Source organism: Mesorhizobium sp. M1365, assembly GCF_040317865.1.
Lineage (GTDB): Bacteria > Pseudomonadota > Alphaproteobacteria > Rhizobiales > Rhizobiaceae > Mesorhizobium.
Map to the genome: position 1 here is coordinate 332,955 of NZ_JAMYLG010000003.1, position 22,940 is coordinate 355,894.

Here is a 22,940-nt window from a genome sequence, read left to right on the forward strand (position 1 = left end):
GCACGAGCGGCATCTGTGGAGGGAAAAAATGTCGTTGGAACTCTACGCCACCTATGTCGTCGCCTGCATCGTCATCATCCTGGTGCCGGGGCCGACGGTGACGCTGATCATTGCCAACAGCATCCGCCATGGCTCGCGCGCAGGGCTCGCCAATGTCGCCGGCACCCAGGCCGGGCTAGCCATCATGATCGCCATCGTCGGCATCGGATTGACTTCGCTGATCGCGGGCATGGGCCACTGGTTCGAGTGGGTCCGGCTGATCGGCGCCGCCTACCTGATCTGGATGGGCGTGCAGATGTTCCGCTCGAAAGGCAAGCTGAACGCCGACGGAACGGCAAAAAGGCCACGTGGCGGCTTCTTCCTGCAGGGCCTGCTGGTGGCGATCAGCAATCCAAAGACGCTAGTGTTCTTCGGCGCCTTCTTTCCGCAGTTCATCGCTCCCGAAGGCAATTACGCACTACAGATCGGCGTCATGGGTCTCACCGCGATGATCTTCGCCGCAGTCTCGGATTCGACCTACGCGCTGGCCGCCGGCCGCGCCGGACGCCTGCTGTCGGCCGGCCGCCTCAAGCTCTTGTCGAGGATCAGCGGCAGCTTCCTGGTCGGCGGCGGCCTGTGGCTGGCCTTTTCCAAGGCGAAGTAACGGCCGCGAGCCCGGCGACGCCAACAGCAACATCCTGGAATAGGAAAGCCGATTGAAAGTCGGCCTTCAGGCCACCACATGGATCAACAGTTGGGGATTCATGTCTATGCCGTGGAGTTACGCGGATTTGAAAAGGAACGCGTTTGGCGTGATCCTGTTCATCGCTTTGTTCGCGGCGATGGTTCCGTCGGCTCTGAACAAATGGGCGAATGACGCAAGTCCGATCCGATCGGTCGACCCGGTCGATGCGACGATCAAAAGTGGACAGGGTAAAGGGCGCAATATCCAATATCTGCTGGTCCTTGAGAACGGTTCGACGGTCCTCGTTTACGACGACCTCCCGCATCTGATCGGCTCGCGCGTAGGCATCGAGCGCGTCACGCGCGACAATGGCTTCGTCTTTTACCGGTTTGCAAATTGAACGACGATCGATCGATAAGCTGTTTTCAAAGGTGACGCGAGTGACATGGCTTTTTCGGGGAATCGCTCTTGAACAAAGCCCCTATGCTACTCAACTCTAAGGTATGGGGCCGGCAAATCTTTCTCTTAGAACCCGCATTCTTTTGCTTCGGGAAGAGTTTCGCGACAGAGTTGTTGGCATCACAATCTTGTGTGCGCTCGCTCTCGCGATCGCTGTGCCGATTGTAACCAGGCAGAACAGTCCGATCACTGGCACACAACTCGTAGGAGGCACCGTCGAAGATGTTGCGACGATGCCTCTAAATCCGAGGGGTTCCGTCGGACATGGACTTTATTATAGATATGAAGTCCGCCTCTATGAGGGCAACGCTCGGATATTTGTCGATGGTGAGGTGGAAACACCCCACATGATTGGATCGGAAGTCTCGATCGAAGAACAACAACGCCAGGACGGTACCACCACCTACCGCCTGCTCAACTACTGAGCAGCCCTAAAGCCGCCCCAGCCGTTCCAGCAACAGCGCGAAAAACGCATCATGGTCGATGTCGCGCATCACCATGGCGTTCTTCGGCCGCTTGGTCACCCCCCACCAGTCGATCACCGTCATGCCCATGGTGAGCTCCGAGGCGGTTTCCACGCTGACATTGCAGTTGCGCCCCTTGAACAGCTTCGGCTTCAGCAGATACGCGATCACGCAAGGATCGTGCAGCGGGCCGCCGTCGGTACCGTATTTCTCCTCGTCGAAACGTTCGAAGAATTCCAGCATGTCCGCGGTGGCCGTGCCGACCCTGGTGCCGAGCTTGCGGAAGGCCTTCGTACGCTTGGCGGTGGTCAGCGCCTTGTGGGTGACGTCGAGCGGCATCATCACGATCGGAATGCCGGATTTGAACACGACATCGGCAGCATGCGGATCGACATAGATGTTGAACTCGGCGGTCGGCGTGACGTTGCCGCCCTCGAAGAAGCCGCCGCCCATCAGCACGATTTCCTTGATGCGCGGCGCGATTTTCGGCTCGCGGATCAGCGCCAGCGCAACGTTGGTGAGCGGCCCGAGCGCGCACAGCGTGATCGTGCCGCTCTCCTCGTTCATCAGCGTCTCAACGATGAAATCAACCGCATACTCGTCCTGCAGTTTCATCTTTGGTTCGGGCAGTTGCGGCCCGTTGAGGCCGGTCTTGCCATGCACTTCCTCGGCGGTGACGAGTTCGCGCGCCAGCGGCCGGATGGCGCCTGCATAGACCTTGACGTCCGGCCGGCCGGCCAGCTCGCAGATCTTGCGGGCGTTTTTTTCGGTAAGTTTCAGCGGCACGTTGCCGGCCACCGCGGTGATGCCGACGATCTCCAGCTCGGCGCTGCCCAGCGCCAGCAATATGGCGACGGCATCGTCCTGGCCGGGGTCAGTGTCGATGATGATCCTGCGGGATTGGGGCATTTCAATTCCTTGTTTTGGCAAGTCTTTTTGGGCGGGACGTGTGACGGCTTGAAGTCTGCCGGGCGGCGGACCATATCAAGACCATCGGGAAAAATGCCATCCGGGTTTTTCCACTTTATGTCGCTCTTGAGAGGACACTGTAACATGAGCCGAATGACGCCTTTTTCCAGCCCGCTTCTCCTCGGTTTCGATTCCATGGAAAAGACGCTGGAGCGGTTGGCAAAGTCCGGTGACAGCTATCCTCCCTACAACATCGAGCGCCTCAGCGGTGCCGACGGCAAAACCGAAAGGCTGCGTATCACGCTCGCCGTTGCCGGTTTCGCGGAAAGCGATCTCGATGTCACAACGGAGGAGAACCAGTTGGTCGTGCGCGGCCGTCAGAACGACGACACCGAGCGCGAATTCCTCCACCGCGGCATCGCCGCGCGCCAGTTTCAGCGCTGTTTCGTGCTGGCCGACGGCATGCGGGTGATTACGGCGGAATTGAAGAACGGCCTTCTGTCGATCGATCTCGATCGGCCGGAATCCGAACGGCTGGTACGAAAAATAAATATATCGGTGAAAGACTGATTTTTGCCGATAGCTCTCATGCGGGATGGCCTTGAGCGGCGTCTCGCGGCAAGGAGGCTTGAAATGACCAGAACTAACGAAAATATCATCATGACCAGCGGCGAATTCGCCCATCTCGGCGAAGGTTCTGTCGCCTATCTCAGGAAAGTGTCGAGCGACGATCTGCGCGGCCGTTTCCCGGGCCTCGGCGAAATCGCGCCCGGGCTGGAACTGTGGGCCCTGTTTGCCGCCAATGGCCAGCCGATCCTGCTTTCGGACGCTCGCGACCGGGCACTGGCTGGCGCGCTGGAAAACGATCTGACCCCGGTCGCTATCCACTAACGTCGTTATCCACTGACAAATACGGCGCAGCGATCTGGTTGGAAACGGACAGGGCCGCTCACGGCGGCCCTTCAACGGATTTAATCAAAACCTCAGGCGGCGTGCGAGGCCTGTGTGTCCGACAGCAGCGCGTGGATGGCTACGGCGTCGCGCGTGCCCCTGATCTTGGCAACCGTGTCGGCGTCGCGCAGCACCCGCGCAATGCGCGACAGCGCCTTGAGGTGGTCGGCGCCGGCGCCTTCGGGAGCCAAAAGCAGAAACACCAGGTCGACCGGCTGATCATCGAGGGCCTCGAAGTCCACCGGTGTCTCCAGCCGGGCAAAAACGCCGGCGATCCGCTTCACCCCGGCCAGCTTGCCGTGCGGAATGGCGATGCCGTTGCCGACGCCGGTGGAGCCGAGCCGCTCGCGCTGCAGGATGGTGTCGAACACCTCTCGCTCCGGAATGCCGGAAATCGCCGCCGCCCTTTCGGACAGCAATTGCAGCAGCTGCTTTTTGGAGTTCGCCTTCAACGCCGGCATGATTGCCGGAATGCTGACGAGATCGCTCAGATCCATGCTTGAAATCCCTTGTTCGCCTGCCGTCGCCAGTCCCCACGCTCGCGTGCGGCTGGTTTTTACCCCTGCGCGACCTTGGCCGTGGACGGGTCGATCCAGCCAATATTCCCGTCCGGCCGGCGATAGACGATGTTGAGATGGTCGTTTCCGGCATTGCGGAAGACCAGGACCGGGCTGTCCTTGGTGTCGAGTTCGATCACCGCTGACGCCACCGACATGGTCCGCAGCGTCATGGTCGATTCGGCGACGATGGCCGGCGCGAAATTCTCCGGTATGTCCTCCTCGTCGTCGGCAAGCGGCGCCATCACCGTATAGGCGACGTCGGTGAGCTCGCCGTTGCTATTGCCTGAATTGTGCGACTTCAGCCGGCGCTTGTAGCGCCTGAGGCGTGTTTCCAGACGGTCCGCCGCGGTATCGAAGGCAAGCGTTGGATCCTGGGCATCGCCGGTCGCCTGCAGCGAAGCACCGGAGTCCAGCCGGATCATGCAATCGGCCGTGTAGCGCGACCCCGATTTGACGACTACGATTTGCCCTGAAAAGCCCCGATCGAAATATTTCCCGATCACTTCCCCGACACGGTCGTTGATGCGCGTACGGAACGCATCGCCGATATCCATGTGTTTTCCCGATATGCGCAGTGTCATCTGAAAACTGACCTTCCTTGCTCAGGCTTCAAACTGTCCCGAGTTTATACTCGTGGTCCGCGCGCACAAGCTTTTGCGGCGTCACTTGCGCCGATTTTAGATCCGAACTTTCCGGTTGATCACAAGCCGCCTTCTTGGCCGTCCCGTGGCCTACATCGTGACGGACCATCTCTCGTGCGGGCATCGGCGAACTCAAATCCACTCGCCAGCCCGTCCCATGCGGGCGGGCTTCTAGCCACTTCGTCGCCGCTTGTCAATGAAGGGCGAAAGCTGTGGAAATTCCGCCGGAGATCAACGGCCGGCGCTGGCCAAAGCGCGTTTTTCGCGCCGCCGCTGCACCGAAGAGGGTATGTTCATGCCTTCCCGGTATTTGGCCACCGTGCGCCTGGCGATGTCGACGCCGCTTTCCCGCAGCATGTCCACGATGGCATCGTCGGAAAGCACATCGATGGCTTTCTCCTCGTCGATCAGCTGCTTTATGCGGTCGCGCACCGCTTCCGACGAATGCGCATCGCCGCCACCTGACGAAGCGATCGAGGCGGTGAAGAAATAGCGCAGCTCGAACACGCCGCGCGGCGTCAGCATGTATTTGTTTGCCGTGACCCGGCTGACCGTTGATTCGTGCATGCCGATGGCGTCCGCCACCGTGCGCAGGTTGAGCGGCTTCAGGTGCCGCACGCCGTGGACGAGAAAAGCGTCCTGCTGGCGCACGATCTCAGAGGCCACCTTGAGAATGGTCTTCGCCCGCTGGTCGAGGCTGCGCGTGAGCCAGTTGGCGTTCTGCAGGCATTCGGCAAGGAAATCCTTTTCCGCCTGGTTTTTCGCATGTGGCGTGACCTGGGCGAAATAGATGTGATCGACCAGCACGCGCGGCAGCGTCTCGGCATTGAGCTCGACCGTCCAGCTGCCGTCATTGGCTGCACGCACCTCGATGTCGGCCACGATCGCATCGCTGGCACCGCGCGAAAACGCCATTCCCGGCCGTGGGTCGAGCGCCCGGATCTCGGCCAGCATGTCGAGCAGATCCTCTTCGTCGACGCCGCAAATCCGCTTCAGCGTCTGGAAATCGCGCCGTGCCAGGAGTTCGAGATTGGCGATCAGCGCCTTCATCGCCGGATCGAGCCGGTCGCGCACGGCCAGCTGCAGCAACAGGCATTCGGCGAGGTCGCGGGCGAATATGCCGGCGGGCTCGAATGTCTGGCAGACCGCCAGGACCGTTGCCATCGCCGTGGCGTCCGCGCCGAGGCGGGCGGCGATCTCGGCCATATCGGCACGCATGTAGCCGGCCTCGTCGAGGCCGTCGGCAAGCTCGCCGGCGATCAGGCGCGCCGCCGGATCGGCAAAGGCGAGCGCCACCTGCTCGCCGACATGGTCGCGCAGCGTGATGGCCGCCGCCGCCATATCCGCGACGTCGAAGCCGTCGGAGGAAGAGGTGGAACCATTGCCGGACGCCGATTTCCATTGTGCCGTCAGGTCGGGCCCGAGCCGCTCGCTCGTACCAGGATCGTCAGGAAACAGGTTTTCCAGCGACGTATCGAGCTTTTCCGAGATCGCCTCGGCGCTCCATGCCGTTTCCGCCTCGAACCAGTCGCCGTCGGCAGCCGGTTCCGATGCGGCGTCGCCCTTCTGCGCCTGGTCGCTGGCGGCGTCCTCCTGCGGTTCGGCGCGTTCCAGCAAGGGATTGCGTTCGATCTCGTCGTCGATGAAGCGTTCCAACTCGAGATGGGTGAACTGCAGCAGGCGGATCGACTGCATCAGCTGCGGCGTCATCACCAGCGACTGCGACTGTCGTAGCTGTAGTTTTGCCGCCAACGCCATGGTTCGGTTTCAAACGCCCCGTCTACGCACCCGCACTGCTGGAAGGAATTTTCCAGGCCAGCATAGAAACTGGCCCGGCTTTTGCTTGTCAAGGCGAGGAGCGGTAAAACTCGCCTGCCGACGCGTTTTCAGGCAGAAAATTGAAGAAAAAGCTGTTGGACTACGCCGGAAATCCCGTTCGAACCGGAATTTCGCATTTAGAGTGTAAATCCCTCGCCGAGATAAAGCCGCCGCACGTCGGCATTTGCGACCACTTCGTCGGCTCGACCATGGGTCAGCACCTGGCCGGCATGGATGATGTAGGCGCGGTCGATCAGGCCAAGTGTCTCGCGGACATTGTGGTCGGTGATCAGAACGCCGATGCCACGTGCCGTCAAGTGGCGCACGAGTTGCTGGATGTCGGCGACGGCGATCGGATCGATGCCGGCGAAAGGTTCGTCGAGCAGCATATAGGCGGGGCGGGTTGCCAAGGCGCGGGCAATTTCGAGGCGTCGCCGCTCACCGCCGGAGAGCGACAGCGACGGAGCCTTGCGCAGATGGCTGATGTGAAACTCCTCGAGCAATTCGTCGAGCAGGCGCTCACGCTCCTTGCGGCTCTTTTCGACGACCTCGAGCACGGCCCGGATGTTTTGCTCGACATTCAGGCCGCGAAAAATCGACGCTTCCTGCGGCAGATAGCCGATGCCGAGACGGGCGCGGCGATACATCGGCATCGACGTGACGTCGAAACCGTCGATTTCGATCGTGCCTTCATCGACCGGCACCAGGCCGGTTACCATGTAGAAACAGGTCGTCTTGCCGGCGCCGTTGGGGCCGAGCAGCCCAACCGCCTCGCCGGCGCGTACGCCCAGCGTCACGCCGCTGACGACTTTGCGGCCCTTGTAGCTTTTGGTCAGCCCCTTGGCGATCAAGGTTCCCTTGAACTTTGCCGCTTCGACGGTGACCCTGGCCGGTGCCGCAAGTTTGCTGGCGGCGCGCCCTGGAAGACGCGCCAGCAGCGACGATATGCCGGTCATCAGGGTTTCGCTGCTCCAGACTTCGCCGGCGGCGTGATCGACATCATGACGCGGCCGCCGCAAGCGTCGACCTGGGCAAGGCCGCTCTTCATCTGCACGGTAAGCTTGCAGCCGACAAGCACGTTATCGCCTTGCGAGAGCACGACCTTGCTGCCCGAAAGCACCAGCACTTCGGTCTTCATGTCGAAGGTGCCGCGGTCGCCGGTGGCAACCTGATTGTCCGATTTGATGTAGACCTTATCGTCGACCTCGAGATGGTCGATGTTGGCGGATCCGGTCATCGCCGCGGCACCCGCGGGCTGGGCGCCTTTAGCGGCGCCTGCATCCCTGACGTAATAGACCGTCATTTTGCCGGCCTTGAGCACGGTTGGACCCTGGACGACGTTGACGTTGCCGGTGAAGACGGCGACGCTTTCCGCCTGGCGCACCTCGAGCTTGTCGCTTTCGATCTGGATAGGCTTGTCGCCCGACAGCCTGAGGCCGGACATTTGGCTGGTGGCACTGGATTGCGCCAGCGACGGCGCCGTCCCGAAGGTCAGCCCCAAGGGCAACCCGAGCGTCAACGCCGAAATCGCGGCGAGGCGCCGTGCCGAACTACTGAACCGCATTGGTCTCTCCGCTCTTTGCCTCTGCCGCCTTCAAACTGGCGGGATCGATGTCGACGCGCACCTTGTTCTCGAAAACCAGGACCTTGCCATTGTCCTGGACCGACATCGAATCCGCCCTGATCCGCGACCCGCCGCGGCTGACATCGACGGGCTCGCTTGTCTTCATAGTGCCTTCGCCCATGTCGAGATAGACTGATTTGAATTTTGCCACCACACCATCCGTGGTCGACACGGTCACATCGCTGGTCAGGCTGAGCGTGTTGCCGTCGCGATCATAGGTGCCGTGCGTGGCATCGATGGCGGCCGTGTTGTCGGTCGCAATCGGCAGCTTGGCCTTGATGCCCTCCAGATCGATGATGCCTTGTTTGCTGACATCCTGTATGGCGCGCAGGGCTGTCATCGAATAGGGCAGGTTCTGTTTGGTGAAGCCGTTGAGCTTGGGGTTCGCCATCACCAGCTTGCCATCGGCAAAGGCGCCGCCGTCGGCCTGCACCTCGATTGCAGCGGGAGCCATGAGATAGGAATAGACGGGAAACGCGACCGCAATCACGGCAGCGACCAGCGGCACGGCCAGCTTGAGGACACGGACCCGGCGCGAATGACGCTGCGCAACGTCAAACGCGTCGACCCGCGCCCGGCCTGCGGCCTTGGGAGCCAACTCCGTCTCGGTGTTGGTCGGTTCGATTGGTCCCGCTAACATGACTGCTTCTTCTAAACCCCTGCCCGCCAAGCCGCCCTATAGGTGGGGTGCCGGCGCCCTCAAGCAAGCACAAGCCGAGGAAAACCGCAAAAATGTGACAGCCGCCCCTGTACAATGAAAATGGCCCCAGCGCAGCCTGTACCTCATACCAGATATGGGCGCACAGTGTTAGAGCCTGTGGAACGTGACAGGTTGAGGCTTGCCGCGAATGCCTAACGGCCTTTGGCGCAAGGCCGTCAGGAAACGGTAGCCGGGCGCGAATGGTTGCTTTAAAAGCATCTGCTCCCACCGACTACGAGGCTGACCATGGTATTGAGAGCCGACGACCTGATCGACCGCCGCCGCTTGCGCCGCAAGCTGACATTCTGGCGTGTTGCGGCGATTATCGTCGCAGCAGCCGGACTGATCGCCTTCTCGGCATGGATCTATGGTGACGACTTCACCGGCGCGGCTGTCGACCACATCGCCAAGGTCAAGATCGAAGGTACCATCACCGAAGACGAAGAACTGATCAAGCGGCTGGAGGCAATCCGTCAGTCGCCGCGCGTCAAGGCTGTGATCCTGTCGATCGATTCACCCGGCGGCACCACCGTCGGTGGCGAATCGATCTATGAGGCAGTGCGCAAGCTTGCCGCCGAAAAGCCGGTGGTGGCCGAGGTCGGCACGCTCGCGGCTTCGGCGGGCTATATGATCGCCACCGCGGCCGACCATATTGTCGCACGCAAATCCTCGATCGTCGGCTCGATCGGCGTGCTGATTCAGTACCCGGACGTCAGCGGCCTCATGGACAAGCTCGGCGTCAAGCTGGAGGAGGTGAAATCCTCGCCCTTGAAGGCCTCGCCTTCTCCCTTCAAGCCGACCAATGACGATGAGCGCGCCATGGTCCGCAAGCTCATCCTCGACAGCTACGACTGGTTCGTCGGCATCGTCGCCGAGCGCCGCAACATGACCAAGCCGGAGGTGCTGGCGCTCGCAGACGGGTCGATCTTCACCGGCCGGCAGGCGGTCACCAACAGATTGATCGACGCGGTCGGCGGCGAGGCCGAAGCAATCGACTGGCTTGCAGGCAAGGGTGTCGATGCCAAGCTCAAGGTGGTGGAATGGAAGGACACGGAAAAACGCGGCGGTTTCCTGTTCTCCAAAGCGATGGCGCAGACCGTCGGTGCTGCGCTTGGCCTGGCCGGCCATGACGGCGACGTCCTTCACGAAATTGGAGCGGACCGCTTGTTTCTTGACGGTCTCGTTTCCGTCTGGCACCCTTGAGGAACCGCTTGGGACGAGTGAAAAACCAAATAAAATCATTCTGATAATTTCGGCGGCACTGCTTTTACGGGGAGCCTTTTCATGATCAAATCCGAACTTGTGCAGATCATCGCCACGCGTAATCCGCATCTTTTCCTGCGCGACGTCGAAAACATTGTCAGCGCCATCTTCGATGAAATCACCGACGCGCTTGCCGAGGGCAACCGGGTCGAGTTGCGCGGCTTCGGCGCGTTTTCGGTGAAAAATCGCCCTGCCCGCACCGGCCGCAACCCGCGCACTGGCGAATCCGTAGAGGTCGAGGAGAAATGGGTACCGTTCTTCAAGACCGGCAAGGAATTGCGTGAAAGGCTGAACGGAGGCAAATAGGCGCGGCGCCCGCCGTCCCGCTCCGACAGCAGTGCCTACGGAAAAACATGTTCAATCGCTTAATCCTCATCGTGGTCTTCGTGCCGCTGGCCATCATCCTGATCGCGCTGGCCGTTGCCAACCGCGAACCGGTCGCCTTCACGCTCGACCCGTTCAATCCGGGCAACCCGGCGCTGACGCTGACCTTGCCGCTGTTCATATTCCTGTTCCTTGCCCTTGCCATCGGCATGATCGTCGGCAGCCTGGCGACCTGGATCAAGCAAGGGCGCTATCGCAAGCTGGCGCGCCAGCGCGGTGCCGAGGCCGAGAATCTGCGCCAGGCGGTAAGCCGCGCGCCTGCCGCGCCTCGGGGCCAGGCTTTGCCGAAGGCGACAAACTGAAGCGTCGCTGACATATCTTTCGCGGAGCCTTTCATGCTGACCATTTCGGCCGCCGAGGTCGACAGCGCGCTGACCTTTCCCGGACTGATCGAGACGCTGCGCGCCGCCTTTCGCGATGGCGCCATACAGCCGGTCAGGCACCATCATACGATAGAGCGGCCCGACGGCGCCGCTTCAACGCTGCTTTTGATGCCGGCCTGGACCGACTTCAACGCGGCTGGCACCTCCGCCGGCGGTCACATCGGCATCAAGATCGTCACCGTGTCGCCCGACAACAACGCTGTCGGAAAACCCGCGGTGATGGGCCTTTACCTCTTGCTCGACGGCGCCACCGGCGAGCCGCAGGCCATGATCGACGGCCAGCGGCTGACGCAGTGGCGCACGGCCTGCGCCTCGGCGCTGGCCGCCTCCTACCTGGCCCGCGAGGACGCCTCGCGGCTGCTCGTGGTAGGCGCCGGCGCGCTGTCGCCGTTCCTAGCGAAGGCGCATTCGGCTGTGCGGCCGATCACCAGCATCCGCATCTGGAACCGCACGCCGGCCAATGCCGAAAAGGTCGCTGCAAGATTGCGTGCGGAAGGTTTTGCGGCCGAAGCCGCAGGCGATCTCGACGCCGAACTCGTCCAGGCCGACATCATTTCCTCGGCGACAATCACCACCGAGCCGCTGGTCAAGGGCGCCTTGTTGCGACCCGGAACGCATGTCGACCTCGTCGGCGGCTTCACTCCGGCGATGCGCGAAAGCGACGACGACACGGTTGCGCGGGCCCGCGTCTATGTCGACACCCGCGCCGGCGCCACCAAGGAAGCCGGTGACATCGTCCAGCCGCTGGCCTCCGGCGTGTTGAAGCCGGAAGCCATCGTCGCCGACCTTTATGAACTCACGCGCGGCCAGAAAAAAGGCCGGCAGAACGACGACGAGATCACGCTGTTCAAGTCGGTCGGCGCAGCCCTCGAGGACCTCGCCGCCGGCATTGGCGTGTATCGCGCAAGCGTAGGGCAGTAGGGCAGTAGGGCAGTAGGGCAGTAGGGCAGTAGGAAACCGCACTGATCGTGCGGCGCCGCGCCAGCTATATTTCCTGTCACGTACTCCCCTACTGCCCTACTGCCTTACTCCCTTTGCCAATAAACCCGCAGCCGATGATTGTCGGGATCGAGCGCGACGAAGGTCCGGCCGAAATCCATGTCGGTCGGGCTCTGCAGGATTTTCAGACCCCGTCCGGCCCAATCGGTGTAGGTGGCATCGACCGCCTCCGGCGTGTCCAGCGCAAAGACGATCTCGGCGCCACCGCCTGCTGCCGCGGCGGCCGGTTCCACGGTGTGACGCGACCAGAGGCCGAGCTTGAAGCCGTTGTCGAGCACGAACAGCACGAAGGTCGGCGAGGTCTCGACCGGCTGCCGCCCAAGCAGCGCGCTATAGAAGGCGCCGCTTTGCTCAGGCTTGTCGACATAGAGGATGACGAAATTGGGCGGTGTCATGAATTGCTCTCCAGATCGTTTCGACTGGAGGAGCATACCGTACGCCACTGCCAGATTCTGGCAGCAGTCTCAACTGAGCAGCAGCCTTAGCTTGGCGTGTCGAGCGTCGCCCGCCATTCTTTGAGCAGCACCTGACGGCGGCGCGGATAGCGCATCTCGGTGGCATTGAGGCCGGATATCCGGTCGGCGCGAAAGTGCCTGAAATCCTGGCGCATCTCGCACCAGGCCGCGACGACGCGCACCTTGTCGAAGAAGCCGAGTGCGAACGGCCAGACGGTGCGCTCGGAGGCAGCGCCGCCGGCGTCGCGATAGACAAAGCTCAGCTTACGCTCCTCGCGGATGGCCTGCCGCACCACGCCGAGATCGATGCCTTCGGTGACCTCGGTGCGCGACCCGACCAGCAGCGTCGAGGCGTCGAGCTCTTCGCGCAAATCGTTCGGCAGCACCGCCGCGATCTTGGCCAGCGCGTCGGTGGCGGCGTTCGCAAGCCGCCAGTCCGGCTGCTTGGCCACCCAGCGCGAACCGAGCACGATCGCCTCGATCTCCTCATCGGTGAACATCAAGGGCGGCAGCATGAAACCGGGCCTGAGCACGTAACCCAACCCCGCCTCACCCTCGATCGGCGCGCCCTGCCCCTGCAGCGTGGCGATATCGCGATAGAGCGTGCGGATCGACACACCCATTTCGCCCGCAAGGCTGCGGCCGCTGACTGGCCGGCGATGCCGGCGCAGGATCTGGATCAGGTCGAGCAGGCGTTCAGCACGGGACATGAATCATGACCTGGTTTCAATCACGATAGAGCCCCAGCGCTTTCGGCGGCAAGCGACATGGGTGGCGGACGGGAACGTCTGCGTCCTGACGCCGTTGTCTGGCCACTATGGATATGCGCGGGTTCCTGTTGTTCTGGTCGGTTTTGACCGCCATCGTCGCTGCGCTCAGCCTCGGACCATCCTTCGCCCATGTGCTGGAATCGGTGCCGCGGCTGACCAGTTGGCCGCCTTCGCTCTGGCGTGAAACCACTGTCTTCAACGCTCAGTTCCAATTCTTCGCGATTGTCGGCGCACCGCTGGACGTGGCCGCGATCGCCTGTCCGGGGCTTCTCGCCTGGATGCTGCGCAGCGACCGCCCGGCATTCTGGTGGATTTTGGCCGCCACCGTGCTTTATCTGATGGCCCTCGTGGCGTGGTTTACCCTGGTCAAACCGGCAAACGATGTCCTGGCCACCTGGGTGCCTGGACCGATCCCGGACAATTTCGAAAGTATCCGGAGCAGTTGGGAAACCGGCCATATGGTCGTCACCGGCTTCAAGGCCGTTGGTTTCATAGCGCTCGCAGTCGGCCTGCTGGCGATCAGGCGCGGCTGCACACGTCGGCAGCCCTTTTGTTGCGCCGGTCAATGTGCTGTGGCAGAAGCGGCGAGCCGCCGTCCGGAGATGCGCCTTCTTGAAACCTTTTCGCGACAAACGCCGCGACAGCCGCCCGCCCCCGAAGGGCGGGGCGGAGCAGCCGCGGCGGCGCTACGCCGGCCTGACCGCCGGTTCGGAGCCTAAACTGCAGGACCGGTCCGAGCCGAAAGCCGCGCCGCGCCCTCTATCCCGTCGCGATGGCGTGCTGCCTGCCGAACATCTGCCGCTGATCCTCGAGGTCGGCCCCAATCAGGACTACGCGTTGCTCGACAGCGGCGCCGGAGAAAAACTCGAGCAATACGGCCCCTACCGCATCGTTCGGCCGGAGGGCCAGGCGATCTGGCAAAAGGCTTTGCCGGCCAGGGACTGGGAGCGCGCCGACGCCATTTTCACCGGCGATACCGACGAGGAAGGCATCGGCCGCTGGCGCTTCCCCAAGACGCCGCTCGGCGAAACCTGGCCGATGAAGCATGACGGCATAGATTATCTCGGCCGCTTCACTTCGTTTCGCCATGTCGGCGTCTTTCCCGAGCAGGCCTCGCACTGGGACCACATGGCCGGACTGATCGCGGCGGCAAAACGGCCGGTGAAGGTGTTGAACCTGTTCGGTTACACCGGCCTTGCCTCCTTGGTGGCGGCGCGTGCCGGCGCCGAGGTCACCCACGTCGATGCTTCCAAGAAGGCGATCGGCTGGGCGCGCGAAAACCAGGAAATGGCGGGCTTGTCGCAAAAGCCGATCCGCTGGATCGTCGACGATGCCGTGAAATTCGCCGAGCGCGAGGAGCGCCGCGGCAGCCGCTACGACATCATCCTGTTCGACCCGCCCGCCTATGGCCGCGGACCGAAGGGCGAGGTCTGGCAGCTGTTCGAGGACCTGCCGGCGCTGACCGATATCTGCCGCGCGATCCTGACGCCGAAGCCGCTCGCCGTGGTACTGACCGCCTATTCGATCCGCGCCTCTTTTTTCGCCATCCATGCCCTGATGCGCGACACCTTCGCCGGCATGGGCGGCACGGTCGAGTCGGGTGAATTGATCATCCGCGAGAAGTCTGCCGGTCGGGCGCTTTCGACCTCGCTGTTCTCACGCTGGGTGGCCTGAATGAGTGCGTACGAACGGCACGCGGGCGCGCCAGGGCAGGTGAAGGAAGTCACCAGCCTCGCCAACCCGCTGGTCAAGGACATCAAGGCGCTCGCGCTGAAGAAATTCCGTGACCAGCAGAATGCCTTCATGGCCGAAGGCCTGAAGCTGGTCATCGACGCGCTCGATCTCGGCTGGTCGATCAGGACATTGGTCTTCGCCAAGGCCGGACGTGGCAATACGGCGGTTGAAAAGATCGCGGCGCGCACGGTCGCCGCCGGCGGCACCGTCCTTGAAGTTTCGGAAAAAGTGCTCGTCGCCATCACCCGCCGCGACAATCCGCAGATGGTCGTCGGCGTGTTCTCGCAGAAATTCCTGCCGTTGAAGGACATCCGCGCCCGTGACGGCGACGTCTGGGTGGCGCTCGACCGCGTCCGCGACCCCGGCAATCTCGGCACCGTCATCCGCACGGTCGACGCTGTCGGGGCCAGGGGCGTCATCTTGGTCGGCGAGACCACCGATCCCTTTTCGGTCGAAACGGTGCGCGCCACCATGGGCTCGATTTTCGCCGTGCCGGTCGCCAAGGCGTCGCCCGAAGCTTTTCTCGCCTGGCGAACGAGCTTTCCCGGCCTCGTCGCCGGCACCCATCTGAAAGGTGCGGTCGACTACCGCTCGGTCGATTTTTCAAAAGGCCCGGTGCTTTTGATGATGGGTAACGAGCAGCAAGGTCTGCCTGACGAGCTTGCCGCAAGCTGCGACAAACTGCTGCGGATACCGCAGGCCGGCCGCGCCGATTCGCTCAACCTTGCGGTGGCCACCGGCGTCATGCTGTTCGAGATCCGGCGCGGCGCGCTGAAGCTCGGCCCGGAGGACGCCAGATCGTGACATCTCAAACCGTGAAACTGCAAACCATGAAGTCCTGGAGGCCGTATGCTCTTCTGGTCGTCGCCGCGATAGCGCTCGACCAGTGGGTGAAATACCTAGTCGAAACCGGTCTTGCCTTTCAGGAACGGCTCGACCTTCTTCCGTTCCTGGCGCTGTACCGCACCTACAACACCGGCATCGCGTTCTCGCTGTTTTCGTCCTTCGGCGACACCGGCCTGGTGGTCGTCGCGGTTCTGGTGGTCGCTTTCGTGCTCTATCTTGCGGCCCGCACGCCGCCCGGCCACCTGCTTGCCCGCATCGGCTTCGCACTGATCGTCGGCGGCGCGCTCGGCAACCTGATTGATCGCGCAATCTACGGTCATGTCATCGACTATGTCCTGTTCCATACGCCGGTCTGGTCCTTCGCGATCTTCAACCTCGCCGACGCCTTCATTTCGGTTGGTGCGGTGCTGGTCGTCTTCGACGAACTCATTGGCTGGCGGCGCGGAGCGTCGAGCGATTGACCTCACTCGCCTGGCGCCGCACATTCTGATCTGCAAGCCCGAGGAGAAAAAATGCCCGAAACCTTCAAAGCCATCCTCGTTTCGCGCGACGCCGAGAAAAACCAGTCGGTCGCGGTGACCGAGCTTACCGAGGCAGACCTGATGGAGGGCGACGTCACCGTCGCGGTCGAGGCGACGACGGTGAACTACAAGGACGGTCTTGCAATTACCGGCAAGGCGCCGGTGATCCGCCGCTGGCCGCTGGTGCCGGGCATCGATTTCGCCGGCACCGTCATCTCGTCTTCCAATCCTGGCTGGCGCAAGGGTGACAAGGTCATATTGAACGGCTGGGGCGTCGGCGAGACGCATTTCGGCGCCTTTGCAGGGCGCGCCCGCGTCAAGGGCGACTGGCTGGTGCCGTTGCCGGACGGCATGAGCCCGCATGATGCGATGGCAGTCGGCACCGCCGGCTACACCGCCATGCTTTGCGTCATCGCGCTGGAGCGCCACGGCATCGTGCCCGATCGCGGCCCGGTGGTGGTGACCGGCGCTGCCGGTGGCGTCGGCTCGGTCGCGGTCTCGATCCTGTCCAGCCTCGGCTATCATGTCATCGCCTCGACCGGCCGCGCTGCCGAAAGCCCCTATCTGATCGACCTCGGCGCCGCGGAAGTGATTTCACGCGACGAGCTCACCCAGCCGGCAAAACCGCTCGCCAAGGAACGCTGGGCCGGCGGCGTCGATGCGGTCGGCAGTCACACGCTGGCCAACGTTCTGTCGATGACCTCCTATGGCGGCGCCGTCGCCGCTTGCGGCCTCGCCGGCGGCATGGACCTGCCGGCAAGCGTCGCCCCCTTCATCCTGCGCGGCGTCTCGCTGCTCGGCATCGATTCGGTGATGGCGCCGAAGGCGGTCCGACTCGAGGCCTGGCGCCGCATCAGTGCCGATCTCGACCACGCAAAGCTTGCCAGCCTGTCGACGAGCATCGGCTTCGACGGCATCATCGGCGCCGCACATGACATCGTCGAGGGCAAGATCCGCGGCCGCGTGGTGGTGGATATGTGAACCCCCAAGGGATAAAAAAGAGAGCGACCGCTAAAATTCGAGCGATCAACCACAAGCTTCGATAAGCTCTGTCTGGCAGGAGTTCCGTATGATTGCGGAACCCGGCATCAGAGAGGCGGAACCAGCCGAACGGGCCGACGGGACGGCCCCCGCGGCGCCAGGACGGCAGCTTGTCGCCGCGCCACCGCTGGCGCCGGAACTGCCGGCCTCCAACCGCGAAGGCCTGCCCTTCCTGACGCTCGTCGCCATCGTCGTGCTGGCAGCCTTTTCGCATCTGACCGGGACGCCGATCTTCATCACCATCGGCCTTTTGGCGACAGCCATCGCCGGGCTCGCCATGCATCTGCGCAACAGGCGCACCGAGCGCCGCGCGGTGGCCCTGCTCGATGCCACGACCGCCCGCAGCCGCGCCGAAATAGAGACGCTGGCCGACCGCATGTGGGAGATGCAGGAGAGCGAGGAGCGCTTTCGCGGGCTGATCGATGCACTCGGCGATCTCGTCGTCCATCGTGACCGCGACGGCCACATTGTCTACGCCAACAAGGTTTTCGCCGACCTTGTCGAAACCGACCAGCGCGACCTTGCCGGCAAGACCCTGGCCGAACTAGGCATCGATGTCGGCATCGTCCCCGACGCCGCGTTTTCCGACCATGAATGCCTGAGTTCCACCGACGTCGCCATTCGCACGCCGGACGGCCCACGCTGGTTCTCTTGGATCGAGCTGTCGGTGCGCGACAAGGACAGCGGCGCCGTTTCGCATCGCGCCATCGCCCGCGACATCACCGCTCGCAAGCGCGCCGAATCCTCGCTGATCACCGCCCGCGAGCGGGCCGAATATGCGAGCCAGGCCAAATCGCGCTTCCTCGCCACCGTCAGCCACGAGATCCGCACGCCGATGAACGGCATCATGGGCATGGCCCGGCTTCTCGCCGACACCAGCCTTTCGCCCGAGCAGCGGACCTATGTCGGCGCCATCTCGACCTCGGCCAGCGCGCTGCTGGCGCTGATCGAGGACCTGCTCGACTACTCCAAGATCGAGGCCGGCCGCTTCGATCCCGAACCGCAGCCGATGTCGGTGCGCGAGATCGCCGACAATGTCATCGAGCTTTTGGCGGCGCGGGCTTTTGCCAAGGATATCGGCCTCGGCTGTCATGTCGAACCCGACGTGCCGCAGCTGATCACCGCCGACCCCGGCAGGGTCAGGCAGGTGCTGCTCAATCTCATCGGCAACGCCGTCAAGTTCACCGACAGCGGCGGCGTCCTGGCAAGCATCGCCCGCGTCCGCACCGAAACCACCGACCGCATCCGCTTCACCATCACCGACACCGGCCCCGGTCTACGCGAGGAGGACATGGAGCGCATATTCGAGGACTTCGAACAGGCTGACGGCACCTCGACCCGTGCGCATGGCGGTGCCGGCCTCGGTCTCGCCATTTCCAAGCGCCTGGTGACCGCCATGGGCGGCACTATCTCTGTGTCAAGCCGGCTTGGCCAGGGGTCCGAATTCGTCTTCGAGATTCCCGCTATTTCCGCCGTCGAGGCGCCGCAGATCCGCCAGGACGCGCTGTCGGGCCGGCATGCCGTGATCGTGTCGAAGAACCTGGTCGAGGCCGAAGCCCTCGCCCGCACCATTCGCGCCAATGGCGGCACGGTCGATCTGGCCACCGCCGCCGCCCAGGCCACCCCTTTCGCCGAGAGCTGCGACGTGCTGCTGATCGATGCTGCCATGGAGCAAAGCGACGGCAGGCTGCTCAGGCGCCTGCGCCAGAGCGGATTTGCCGATTGCGAGGCAGTGACGCTGATTGCACCGACCGACCGTGGCATGCTTGGCGAGTTCCGTGCCAATGGTTACGCCACCTTCCTTGCGAGGCCGGTGCGCGGCGAGACATTGCTGCGCGTGCTTTTGACCAGCCACGCGCCGGTCATCGCCGAGCCGCAACTGCAAAGGCGCGGCGCGCAGGCGGGGCACGCCATTGGCGCCCGCCAGCAGGGCCTGTCGGTGCTGATCGCCGAGGACAACGACATCAACGCCATGCTGGCCCGCGCCACGCTGCTGAAGGCCGGGCATCGCGTGAAAGTGGTCGGCAACGGCAAGGCCGCCGTCGAGGCGGTCATCAGCACCGGCCACAAGCACCGTTACGACGTGGTGCTGATGGACTTGCATATGCCTGTCATGGACGGCCTGGACGCCATCGCCGCCATCCGCCGCCATGAGGAGGAGACCGCGGTGCCGCCAGTGCCGATCATGGTGCTGTCGGCCGACAGCCAGGAAAAGACCCGCCACGCCGTGCTCGCTCACGGTGCCAGCGGCTTCGTCACCAAGCCGCTCGACCCCGATGCCCTGGTTCATGCGGTCGAAGGGCAAGCGGCCGCCTGAGGCACAACATAGACGGTTGATAGATTGCCCAGCCGACGAAGTATTGCCCGCAGAGCCGTATCACGGTACTGTCACAATCCTGTTGCACCTACACCGTATCCCCGTGCCAAGAGGGATGGCTCGAAGGAGAATCACTCGTGCATACAGTCATGCCGGAATGTGATGCTCGGCCGAACGCCAGCGGGCCTTTGCTCGTCGGCCGGAACGCCGATGCCGTCATAAAAGGCGCATCGCTCGGCCGCATCGGCAATCTCGAAGTGCGGCTCGCCCGCAACGAGGCCGAGATCGCTGCCGCGCAGGAAGTGCGCTACCGGGTGTTCTACGACGAGCTTGGTGCCAGGAAGGACCTGTTCCAGATGCAGGACCGCCGCGATGCCGATCGCTTCGATCCCCTCTGCGATCATCTGCTGGTCTTCGATACTTCGCTTTCCGGCCCCGAGCATCGCCGCATCGTCGGCACCTACCGCCTGCTGCGGCAGGAGATTGCCGCGGCCGCCGGCGGCTTCTATTCCGAAGGTGAATTCGAGCTGACCAAGCTCATCGCGCGGCATCCCGGCCAGCGCTTCCTCGAGCTCGGCCGCTCCTGCGTTCTGCCGGAATACCGCTCGAAGCGCACCATCGAGGCGCTGTGGCAAGGCATATGGGCCTACATCAACCATTACGGCATCGGCGTGATGACCGGCTGCGCGTCGTTCCACGGCACCGTGCCTGCGGCACATGCCGAGGCGCTGACCTATCTTGCCCACCACTGCCGGACGAATTCATCCTGGGACGTGCGCGCCGTCGCCGGGCGCTATTGTTCCATGGATCTGATGCCGATCGAGGCCGTCAACACCAAGGCGGCGATCGCGGCGATGCCGCCGCTGGTCAAGGGCTATCTGCGCGTCGGCGCGCGCATTGGCGACGGTTGTGTCATCGACCGTGAATTCTCGACGGTCGACGTGTTCGTGGTGATGCCGGTCAAGGAGATCGGTGCCCGCTACGTCAATTATTATGGTGGAGAAGCGCAGCGGTTTGCGGCCTGAATAGGGCAGTAGGGGAGTAGGCGGAGAGAAGGCAAGGGCCCGAGTAGGCAATTGCTCTACTTTACCCGACGTAGCGCTATTCCCTACTCCCGTACTGCCCTATTCCCCTACTCCCCTAACTTACGCATCTTTCTCAGCCTGCTCGTTGACCGGCCCCGGCTCCACCGGCGCTTCGCTTGCGACATGCTTGGGGCCGCCCTTGGCGACGCCGACCATGGCCGGCCGCAGCACACGCTCGCCGATCGAATAGCCGGGCTGCACGACCTGCACGACCGTGTTGGCCGGTACGTCGGGATTGGGCACCTCGAACATCGCCTGGTGGAAATTCGGATCGAATTTCTCGCCCTCGGGCTCAAGCTTCTTCACGCCGTGGCGTTCCAGCGCCGACAGCATGGCGCGCTCGGTGATCTCGACGCCGTCGATCAGCGCCTTGAAGCCGGCATCGCCCGACGCCTTGGCCTCCTCCGGGATGGCATCCAGCGCACGGCGCAGATTGTCTGACACCGAAAGCATGTCGCGGGCAAAATTGGCAACCGCATAGGCGCGCGCATCGTGGACGTCCCGCGCGGTACGGCGGCGCAAATTCTCCATGTCGGCCGCGACGCGCAGCGCGCGATCCTTCAGCTCTTCGTTTTCCTTCAGAAGCCGCACAAGCGCCTCATAGTCGCCGTCGACGCCACCTTCCCTTGGCTCCGCGGCAGCCTCGGTCTTCTCGGCTTCATCGGGCGCGCGTTCGTCTTTTGCCTGGTCGCTCATCGCCGTTTCCCGTCATTTTCGAATGGTGTGGATTTGCGCCCGATATCGAGGTTTAGCGGCCAAAAATCAAGGGGCAAGCGATACTGCAGCCGCTGTCGCTGCTTGATGGCGGACGGCGCAGACCTTTCGATTTTAATTCAAACTTTACCGTACCCGACGGCTTTGCTTGCCGGGACACTACAATGCGGGAACCATTCCTCCCTTGGAAGAGTTTCGAAGCCGACACAGGATTTTGGATGATGCCCCGCAGGAATGGCGAAAAACGCGACGGGCTCGCCGCCGATATCCGGCGCCAGCTCGGCACCGAGGCGACCAAGCGCTTTCTGCGCACCTTACCGGCCTTCCGCACGGAGTCCGATATTCCCGACCGTCTGAAGGAATTGCTCGACCGCCTGGACGGCGTCGAAGCCAAGGTGGTCGCAGGCGGGCGCCGTCGGTAGACACCGTCGCCAGCAACGCGACCTGCGATTGCGGCCGCAATTCCTCGCCATCGCGCGACATTTACCCGCAGTAACTTTGCGTGATCTCCGCCTTGCGGCAGCGCGCCGCTCCGCCTATGTTTCATGATGAACATGATTTCCCCCGAAGCTGTGGCAAACAGCAAGCGCGCCTGGTTGAAGATCCTGTCGCGCTATAAAAAGCCCGACAGGCGTCGCAGCGCCGTCGAACTCGCCATCACCCTCATCCCCTTCGCCACGCTGTGGGCACTGTCCTCGGCCGCTTATGCCTATGGCCATTGGTGGGGTCTGGTCCTCATCCTTCCGGCAGCCGGCTTTCTGGTGCGTATCTTCATGATCCAGCACGATTGCGGCCACGGCTCCTTCTTTGCCAACCGCTATGCCGACGACTGGATCGGCCGCGTGCTTGGCGTGTTGACGCTGACGCCCTACGATTGCTGGCGCCGCGCCCACGCAACCCATCACGCCAGCGCCGGCAATCTCGACGAGCGCGGCACCGGCGACATCAAGACACTGACGGTCGCTGAATATCGGCAACTGTCATGGCGGGGCCGGCTCGCCTATCGCCTCTATCGTCATCCGCTGGTGATGTTTGGCCTTGGCCCGATATGGATCTTCATTTTCGAGCAGAGACTGCCCTTGGGCATGATGCGGGGCGGTTTCACCCCCTGGGTGTCGTCGATGTCGACCAATCTCGCCATCGCGGTCATCGCCGCGCTGCTCATCTGGTTCGTTGGCCCCGGCGCGTTCCTGGTCGTGCATTTGCCGATCGTCATCCTCGCCGGATCGGCCGGCATCTGGCTGTTTTATGTCCAGCATCAGTTCGAGGAGACGGAGTGGACAAAGGACTCCGAGTGGGAATTCCAGCACGCTGCCCTGCACGGTTCGTCCTATTACGACCTGCCGCCGGTGCTGAACTGGATCACCGGCAATATCGGCGTCCACCACGTGCATCACCTCTCGGCCAAGGTGCCATGCTACCGGCTTCCGGAAGTGTTGAGGGACTATCCGGAGCTGCGTGAGATCGGCCGCGTCACACTCCTCGACAGCCTGCGCTGCGTCAAGCTGGCGCTGTGGGACGAGAGTCGCAGCAAGCTGGTATCGTTCCGCGAAGCGCGGATGGCCGTGTAAAGCATACCGCCGCACCTAAAGCGCGTCGCGCTCGACCGGCCTCACGCGACGCGCTTTAGGTTGTTGT

28 protein-coding genes are annotated in these 22,940 nt (G+C 63.0%); 18 read left to right on the top strand and 10 right to left on the bottom strand.

Annotation, left to right across the window (positions count from 1 at the left end):
* Positions 1-28: 28 nt before the first annotated feature.
* The 3 genes from NKH04_RS05815 (at position 29) to NKH04_RS05825 (ending at position 1,548) form a co-directional block, all read left to right on the top strand.
* Positions 29-643 (top strand): LysE family translocator, encoded by a 615-nt coding sequence (locus NKH04_RS05815; protein WP_352469436.1) that lies wholly within the window; start codon positions 29-31, stop codon positions 641-643.
* 52 nt (positions 644-695) lie between these two features.
* Positions 696-1,064: a hypothetical protein gene (locus NKH04_RS05820; RefSeq protein ID WP_352469435.1), complete on the top strand. Its 369-nt coding sequence runs from the start codon at positions 696-698 to the stop codon at positions 1,062-1,064.
* A gap of 103 nt (positions 1,065-1,167) precedes the next feature.
* Positions 1,168-1,548: a hypothetical protein gene (locus NKH04_RS05825; RefSeq protein ID WP_353044046.1), complete on the top strand. Its 381-nt coding sequence runs from the start codon at positions 1,168-1,170 to the stop codon at positions 1,546-1,548.
* A gap of 6 nt (positions 1,549-1,554) precedes the next feature.
* Here NKH04_RS05825 and NKH04_RS05830 read toward each other — a convergent pair whose 3' ends face one another.
* Positions 1,555-2,496, bottom strand: a complete 942-nt coding sequence (locus tag NKH04_RS05830; RefSeq protein WP_352469434.1) for a nucleoside hydrolase — start codon at positions 2,494-2,496, stop codon at positions 1,555-1,557.
* Between the two features lie 144 nt (positions 2,497-2,640).
* Between NKH04_RS05830 and NKH04_RS05835 the strand changes: the two genes are divergently transcribed.
* On the top strand, positions 2,641-3,066 hold the full coding sequence (locus NKH04_RS05835) for an Hsp20 family protein (protein WP_352469433.1): 426 nt from the start codon (positions 2,641-2,643) through the stop codon (positions 3,064-3,066).
* A 63-nt stretch (positions 3,067-3,129) separates the two neighbouring features.
* Complete coding sequence (locus NKH04_RS05840; protein ID WP_023675269.1) at positions 3,130-3,387, top strand: BQ00720 family protein; 258 nt, start codon at positions 3,130-3,132, stop codon at positions 3,385-3,387.
* A 92-nt stretch (positions 3,388-3,479) separates the two neighbouring features.
* Here NKH04_RS05840 and ptsN read toward each other — a convergent pair whose 3' ends face one another.
* The 6 genes from ptsN to lptC all read right to left on the bottom strand — a co-directional run bounded on the left by ptsN (position 3,480) and on the right by lptC (position 8,730).
* Positions 3,480-3,944 (bottom strand): PTS IIA-like nitrogen regulatory protein PtsN, encoded by a 465-nt coding sequence (gene ptsN / locus NKH04_RS05845; protein WP_352469432.1) that lies wholly within the window; start codon positions 3,942-3,944, stop codon positions 3,480-3,482.
* A gap of 59 nt (positions 3,945-4,003) precedes the next feature.
* Entirely contained in the window at positions 4,004-4,588 is a 585-nt protein-coding gene (gene hpf, locus NKH04_RS05850; protein WP_023675267.1) for a ribosome hibernation-promoting factor, HPF/YfiA family, read from the bottom strand.
* A gap of 291 nt (positions 4,589-4,879) precedes the next feature.
* Positions 4,880-6,406, bottom strand: a complete 1,527-nt coding sequence (rpoN, locus tag NKH04_RS05855; protein WP_352469431.1) for an RNA polymerase factor sigma-54 — start codon at positions 6,404-6,406, stop codon at positions 4,880-4,882.
* A 197-nt stretch (positions 6,407-6,603) separates the two neighbouring features.
* The gene (lptB, locus tag NKH04_RS05860; protein ID WP_292664962.1) at positions 6,604-7,422 is read right to left on the bottom strand and encodes an LPS export ABC transporter ATP-binding protein; all 819 of its coding nucleotides are present in this window, start codon (positions 7,420-7,422) and stop codon (positions 6,604-6,606) included.
* Entirely contained in the window at positions 7,422-8,030 is a 609-nt protein-coding gene (locus NKH04_RS05865; protein ID WP_292664963.1) for an LptA/OstA family protein, read from the bottom strand. The genes lptB and NKH04_RS05865 overlap by 1 nt, the downstream gene beginning before the upstream one ends.
* A complete protein-coding gene (gene lptC, locus NKH04_RS05870; protein WP_352502649.1) occupies positions 8,017-8,730 on the bottom strand; it encodes an LPS export ABC transporter periplasmic protein LptC in 714 nt (237 codons plus the stop codon). Before lptC ends, NKH04_RS05865 begins: the two co-directional genes overlap by 14 nt.
* 306 nt (positions 8,731-9,036) lie before the next feature.
* Here lptC and sppA point away from each other — a divergent pair, with 306 nt between their 5' ends.
* The 4 genes from sppA to lhpI all read left to right on the top strand — a co-directional run bounded on the left by sppA (position 9,037) and on the right by lhpI (position 11,741).
* A complete protein-coding gene (gene sppA / locus NKH04_RS05875; protein ID WP_352502648.1) occupies positions 9,037-9,993 on the top strand; it encodes a signal peptide peptidase SppA in 957 nt (318 codons plus the stop codon).
* Positions 9,994-10,074: 81 nt separating this feature from the next.
* Complete coding sequence (locus NKH04_RS05880; RefSeq protein WP_023675261.1) at positions 10,075-10,359, top strand: integration host factor subunit beta; 285 nt, start codon at positions 10,075-10,077, stop codon at positions 10,357-10,359.
* 47 nt (positions 10,360-10,406) lie between these two features.
* Entirely contained in the window at positions 10,407-10,739 is a 333-nt protein-coding gene (locus tag NKH04_RS05885) for a DUF1049 domain-containing protein (protein ID WP_352767039.1), read from the top strand.
* A 33-nt stretch (positions 10,740-10,772) separates the two neighbouring features.
* Entirely contained in the window at positions 10,773-11,741 is a 969-nt protein-coding gene (gene lhpI, locus NKH04_RS05890) for a bifunctional Delta(1)-pyrroline-2-carboxylate/Delta(1)-piperideine-2-carboxylate reductase (protein ID WP_353044047.1), read from the top strand.
* A gap of 104 nt (positions 11,742-11,845) precedes the next feature.
* Here the strand turns inward: lhpI and NKH04_RS05895 are convergent, their stop codons facing one another.
* Positions 11,846-12,214 carry a VOC family protein gene (locus NKH04_RS05895; RefSeq protein ID WP_352469426.1) on the bottom strand — a complete coding sequence of 123 codons (369 nt, stop codon included), beginning with the start codon at positions 12,212-12,214 and terminating at the stop codon, positions 11,846-11,848.
* Positions 12,215-12,300: 86 nt separating this feature from the next.
* Entirely contained in the window at positions 12,301-12,984 is a 684-nt protein-coding gene (locus tag NKH04_RS05900; RefSeq protein WP_352684488.1) for a helix-turn-helix transcriptional regulator, read from the bottom strand.
* 143 nt (positions 12,985-13,127) lie between these two features.
* Here NKH04_RS05900 and NKH04_RS05905 point away from each other — a divergent pair, with 143 nt between their 5' ends.
* From NKH04_RS05905 to olsB, 7 genes are all read left to right on the top strand, one after another.
* Complete coding sequence (locus tag NKH04_RS05905; RefSeq protein WP_352918310.1) at positions 13,128-13,763, top strand: anthrone oxygenase family protein; 636 nt, start codon at positions 13,128-13,130, stop codon at positions 13,761-13,763.
* The gene (locus NKH04_RS05910) at positions 13,657-14,718 is read left to right on the top strand and encodes an RsmD family RNA methyltransferase (protein WP_352613052.1); all 1,062 of its coding nucleotides are present in this window, start codon (positions 13,657-13,659) and stop codon (positions 14,716-14,718) included. Before NKH04_RS05905 ends, NKH04_RS05910 begins: the two co-directional genes overlap by 107 nt.
* A complete protein-coding gene (locus NKH04_RS05915) occupies positions 14,719-15,582 on the top strand; it encodes a TrmH family RNA methyltransferase (RefSeq protein WP_023675255.1) in 864 nt (287 codons plus the stop codon).
* A 26-nt stretch (positions 15,583-15,608) separates the two neighbouring features.
* Positions 15,609-16,085 carry a signal peptidase II gene (gene lspA, locus NKH04_RS05920; protein ID WP_352454178.1) on the top strand — a complete coding sequence of 159 codons (477 nt, stop codon included), beginning with the start codon at positions 15,609-15,611 and terminating at the stop codon, positions 16,083-16,085.
* A 51-nt stretch (positions 16,086-16,136) separates the two neighbouring features.
* The gene (gene acuI, locus NKH04_RS05925; protein WP_352918312.1) at positions 16,137-17,126 is read left to right on the top strand and encodes an acrylyl-CoA reductase (NADPH); all 990 of its coding nucleotides are present in this window, start codon (positions 16,137-16,139) and stop codon (positions 17,124-17,126) included.
* Between the two features lie 88 nt (positions 17,127-17,214).
* On the top strand, positions 17,215-19,503 hold the full coding sequence (locus NKH04_RS05930) for a PAS domain-containing hybrid sensor histidine kinase/response regulator (RefSeq protein WP_352918314.1): 2,289 nt from the start codon (positions 17,215-17,217) through the stop codon (positions 19,501-19,503).
* Positions 19,504-19,652: 149 nt separating this feature from the next.
* Positions 19,653-20,528 carry a l-ornithine N(alpha)-acyltransferase gene (olsB, locus tag NKH04_RS05935; protein WP_023675251.1) on the top strand — a complete coding sequence of 292 codons (876 nt, stop codon included), beginning with the start codon at positions 19,653-19,655 and terminating at the stop codon, positions 20,526-20,528.
* Between the two features lie 120 nt (positions 20,529-20,648).
* On the opposite strand, the gene grpE is transcribed toward olsB, so the two are convergent.
* Positions 20,649-21,284, bottom strand: a complete 636-nt coding sequence (gene grpE, locus NKH04_RS05940; protein ID WP_023675250.1) for a nucleotide exchange factor GrpE — start codon at positions 21,282-21,284, stop codon at positions 20,649-20,651.
* 236 nt (positions 21,285-21,520) lie between these two features.
* Between grpE and NKH04_RS05945 the strand changes: the two genes are divergently transcribed.
* Both NKH04_RS05945 and NKH04_RS05950 read left to right on the top strand, forming a co-directional pair.
* The gene (locus NKH04_RS05945) at positions 21,521-21,724 is read left to right on the top strand and encodes a hypothetical protein (RefSeq protein ID WP_023675249.1); all 204 of its coding nucleotides are present in this window, start codon (positions 21,521-21,523) and stop codon (positions 21,722-21,724) included.
* 126 nt (positions 21,725-21,850) lie between these two features.
* Positions 21,851-22,873 carry a fatty acid desaturase gene (locus NKH04_RS05950; protein ID WP_352469420.1) on the top strand — a complete coding sequence of 341 codons (1,023 nt, stop codon included), beginning with the start codon at positions 21,851-21,853 and terminating at the stop codon, positions 22,871-22,873.
* Positions 22,874-22,940 lie beyond the last annotated feature (67 nt).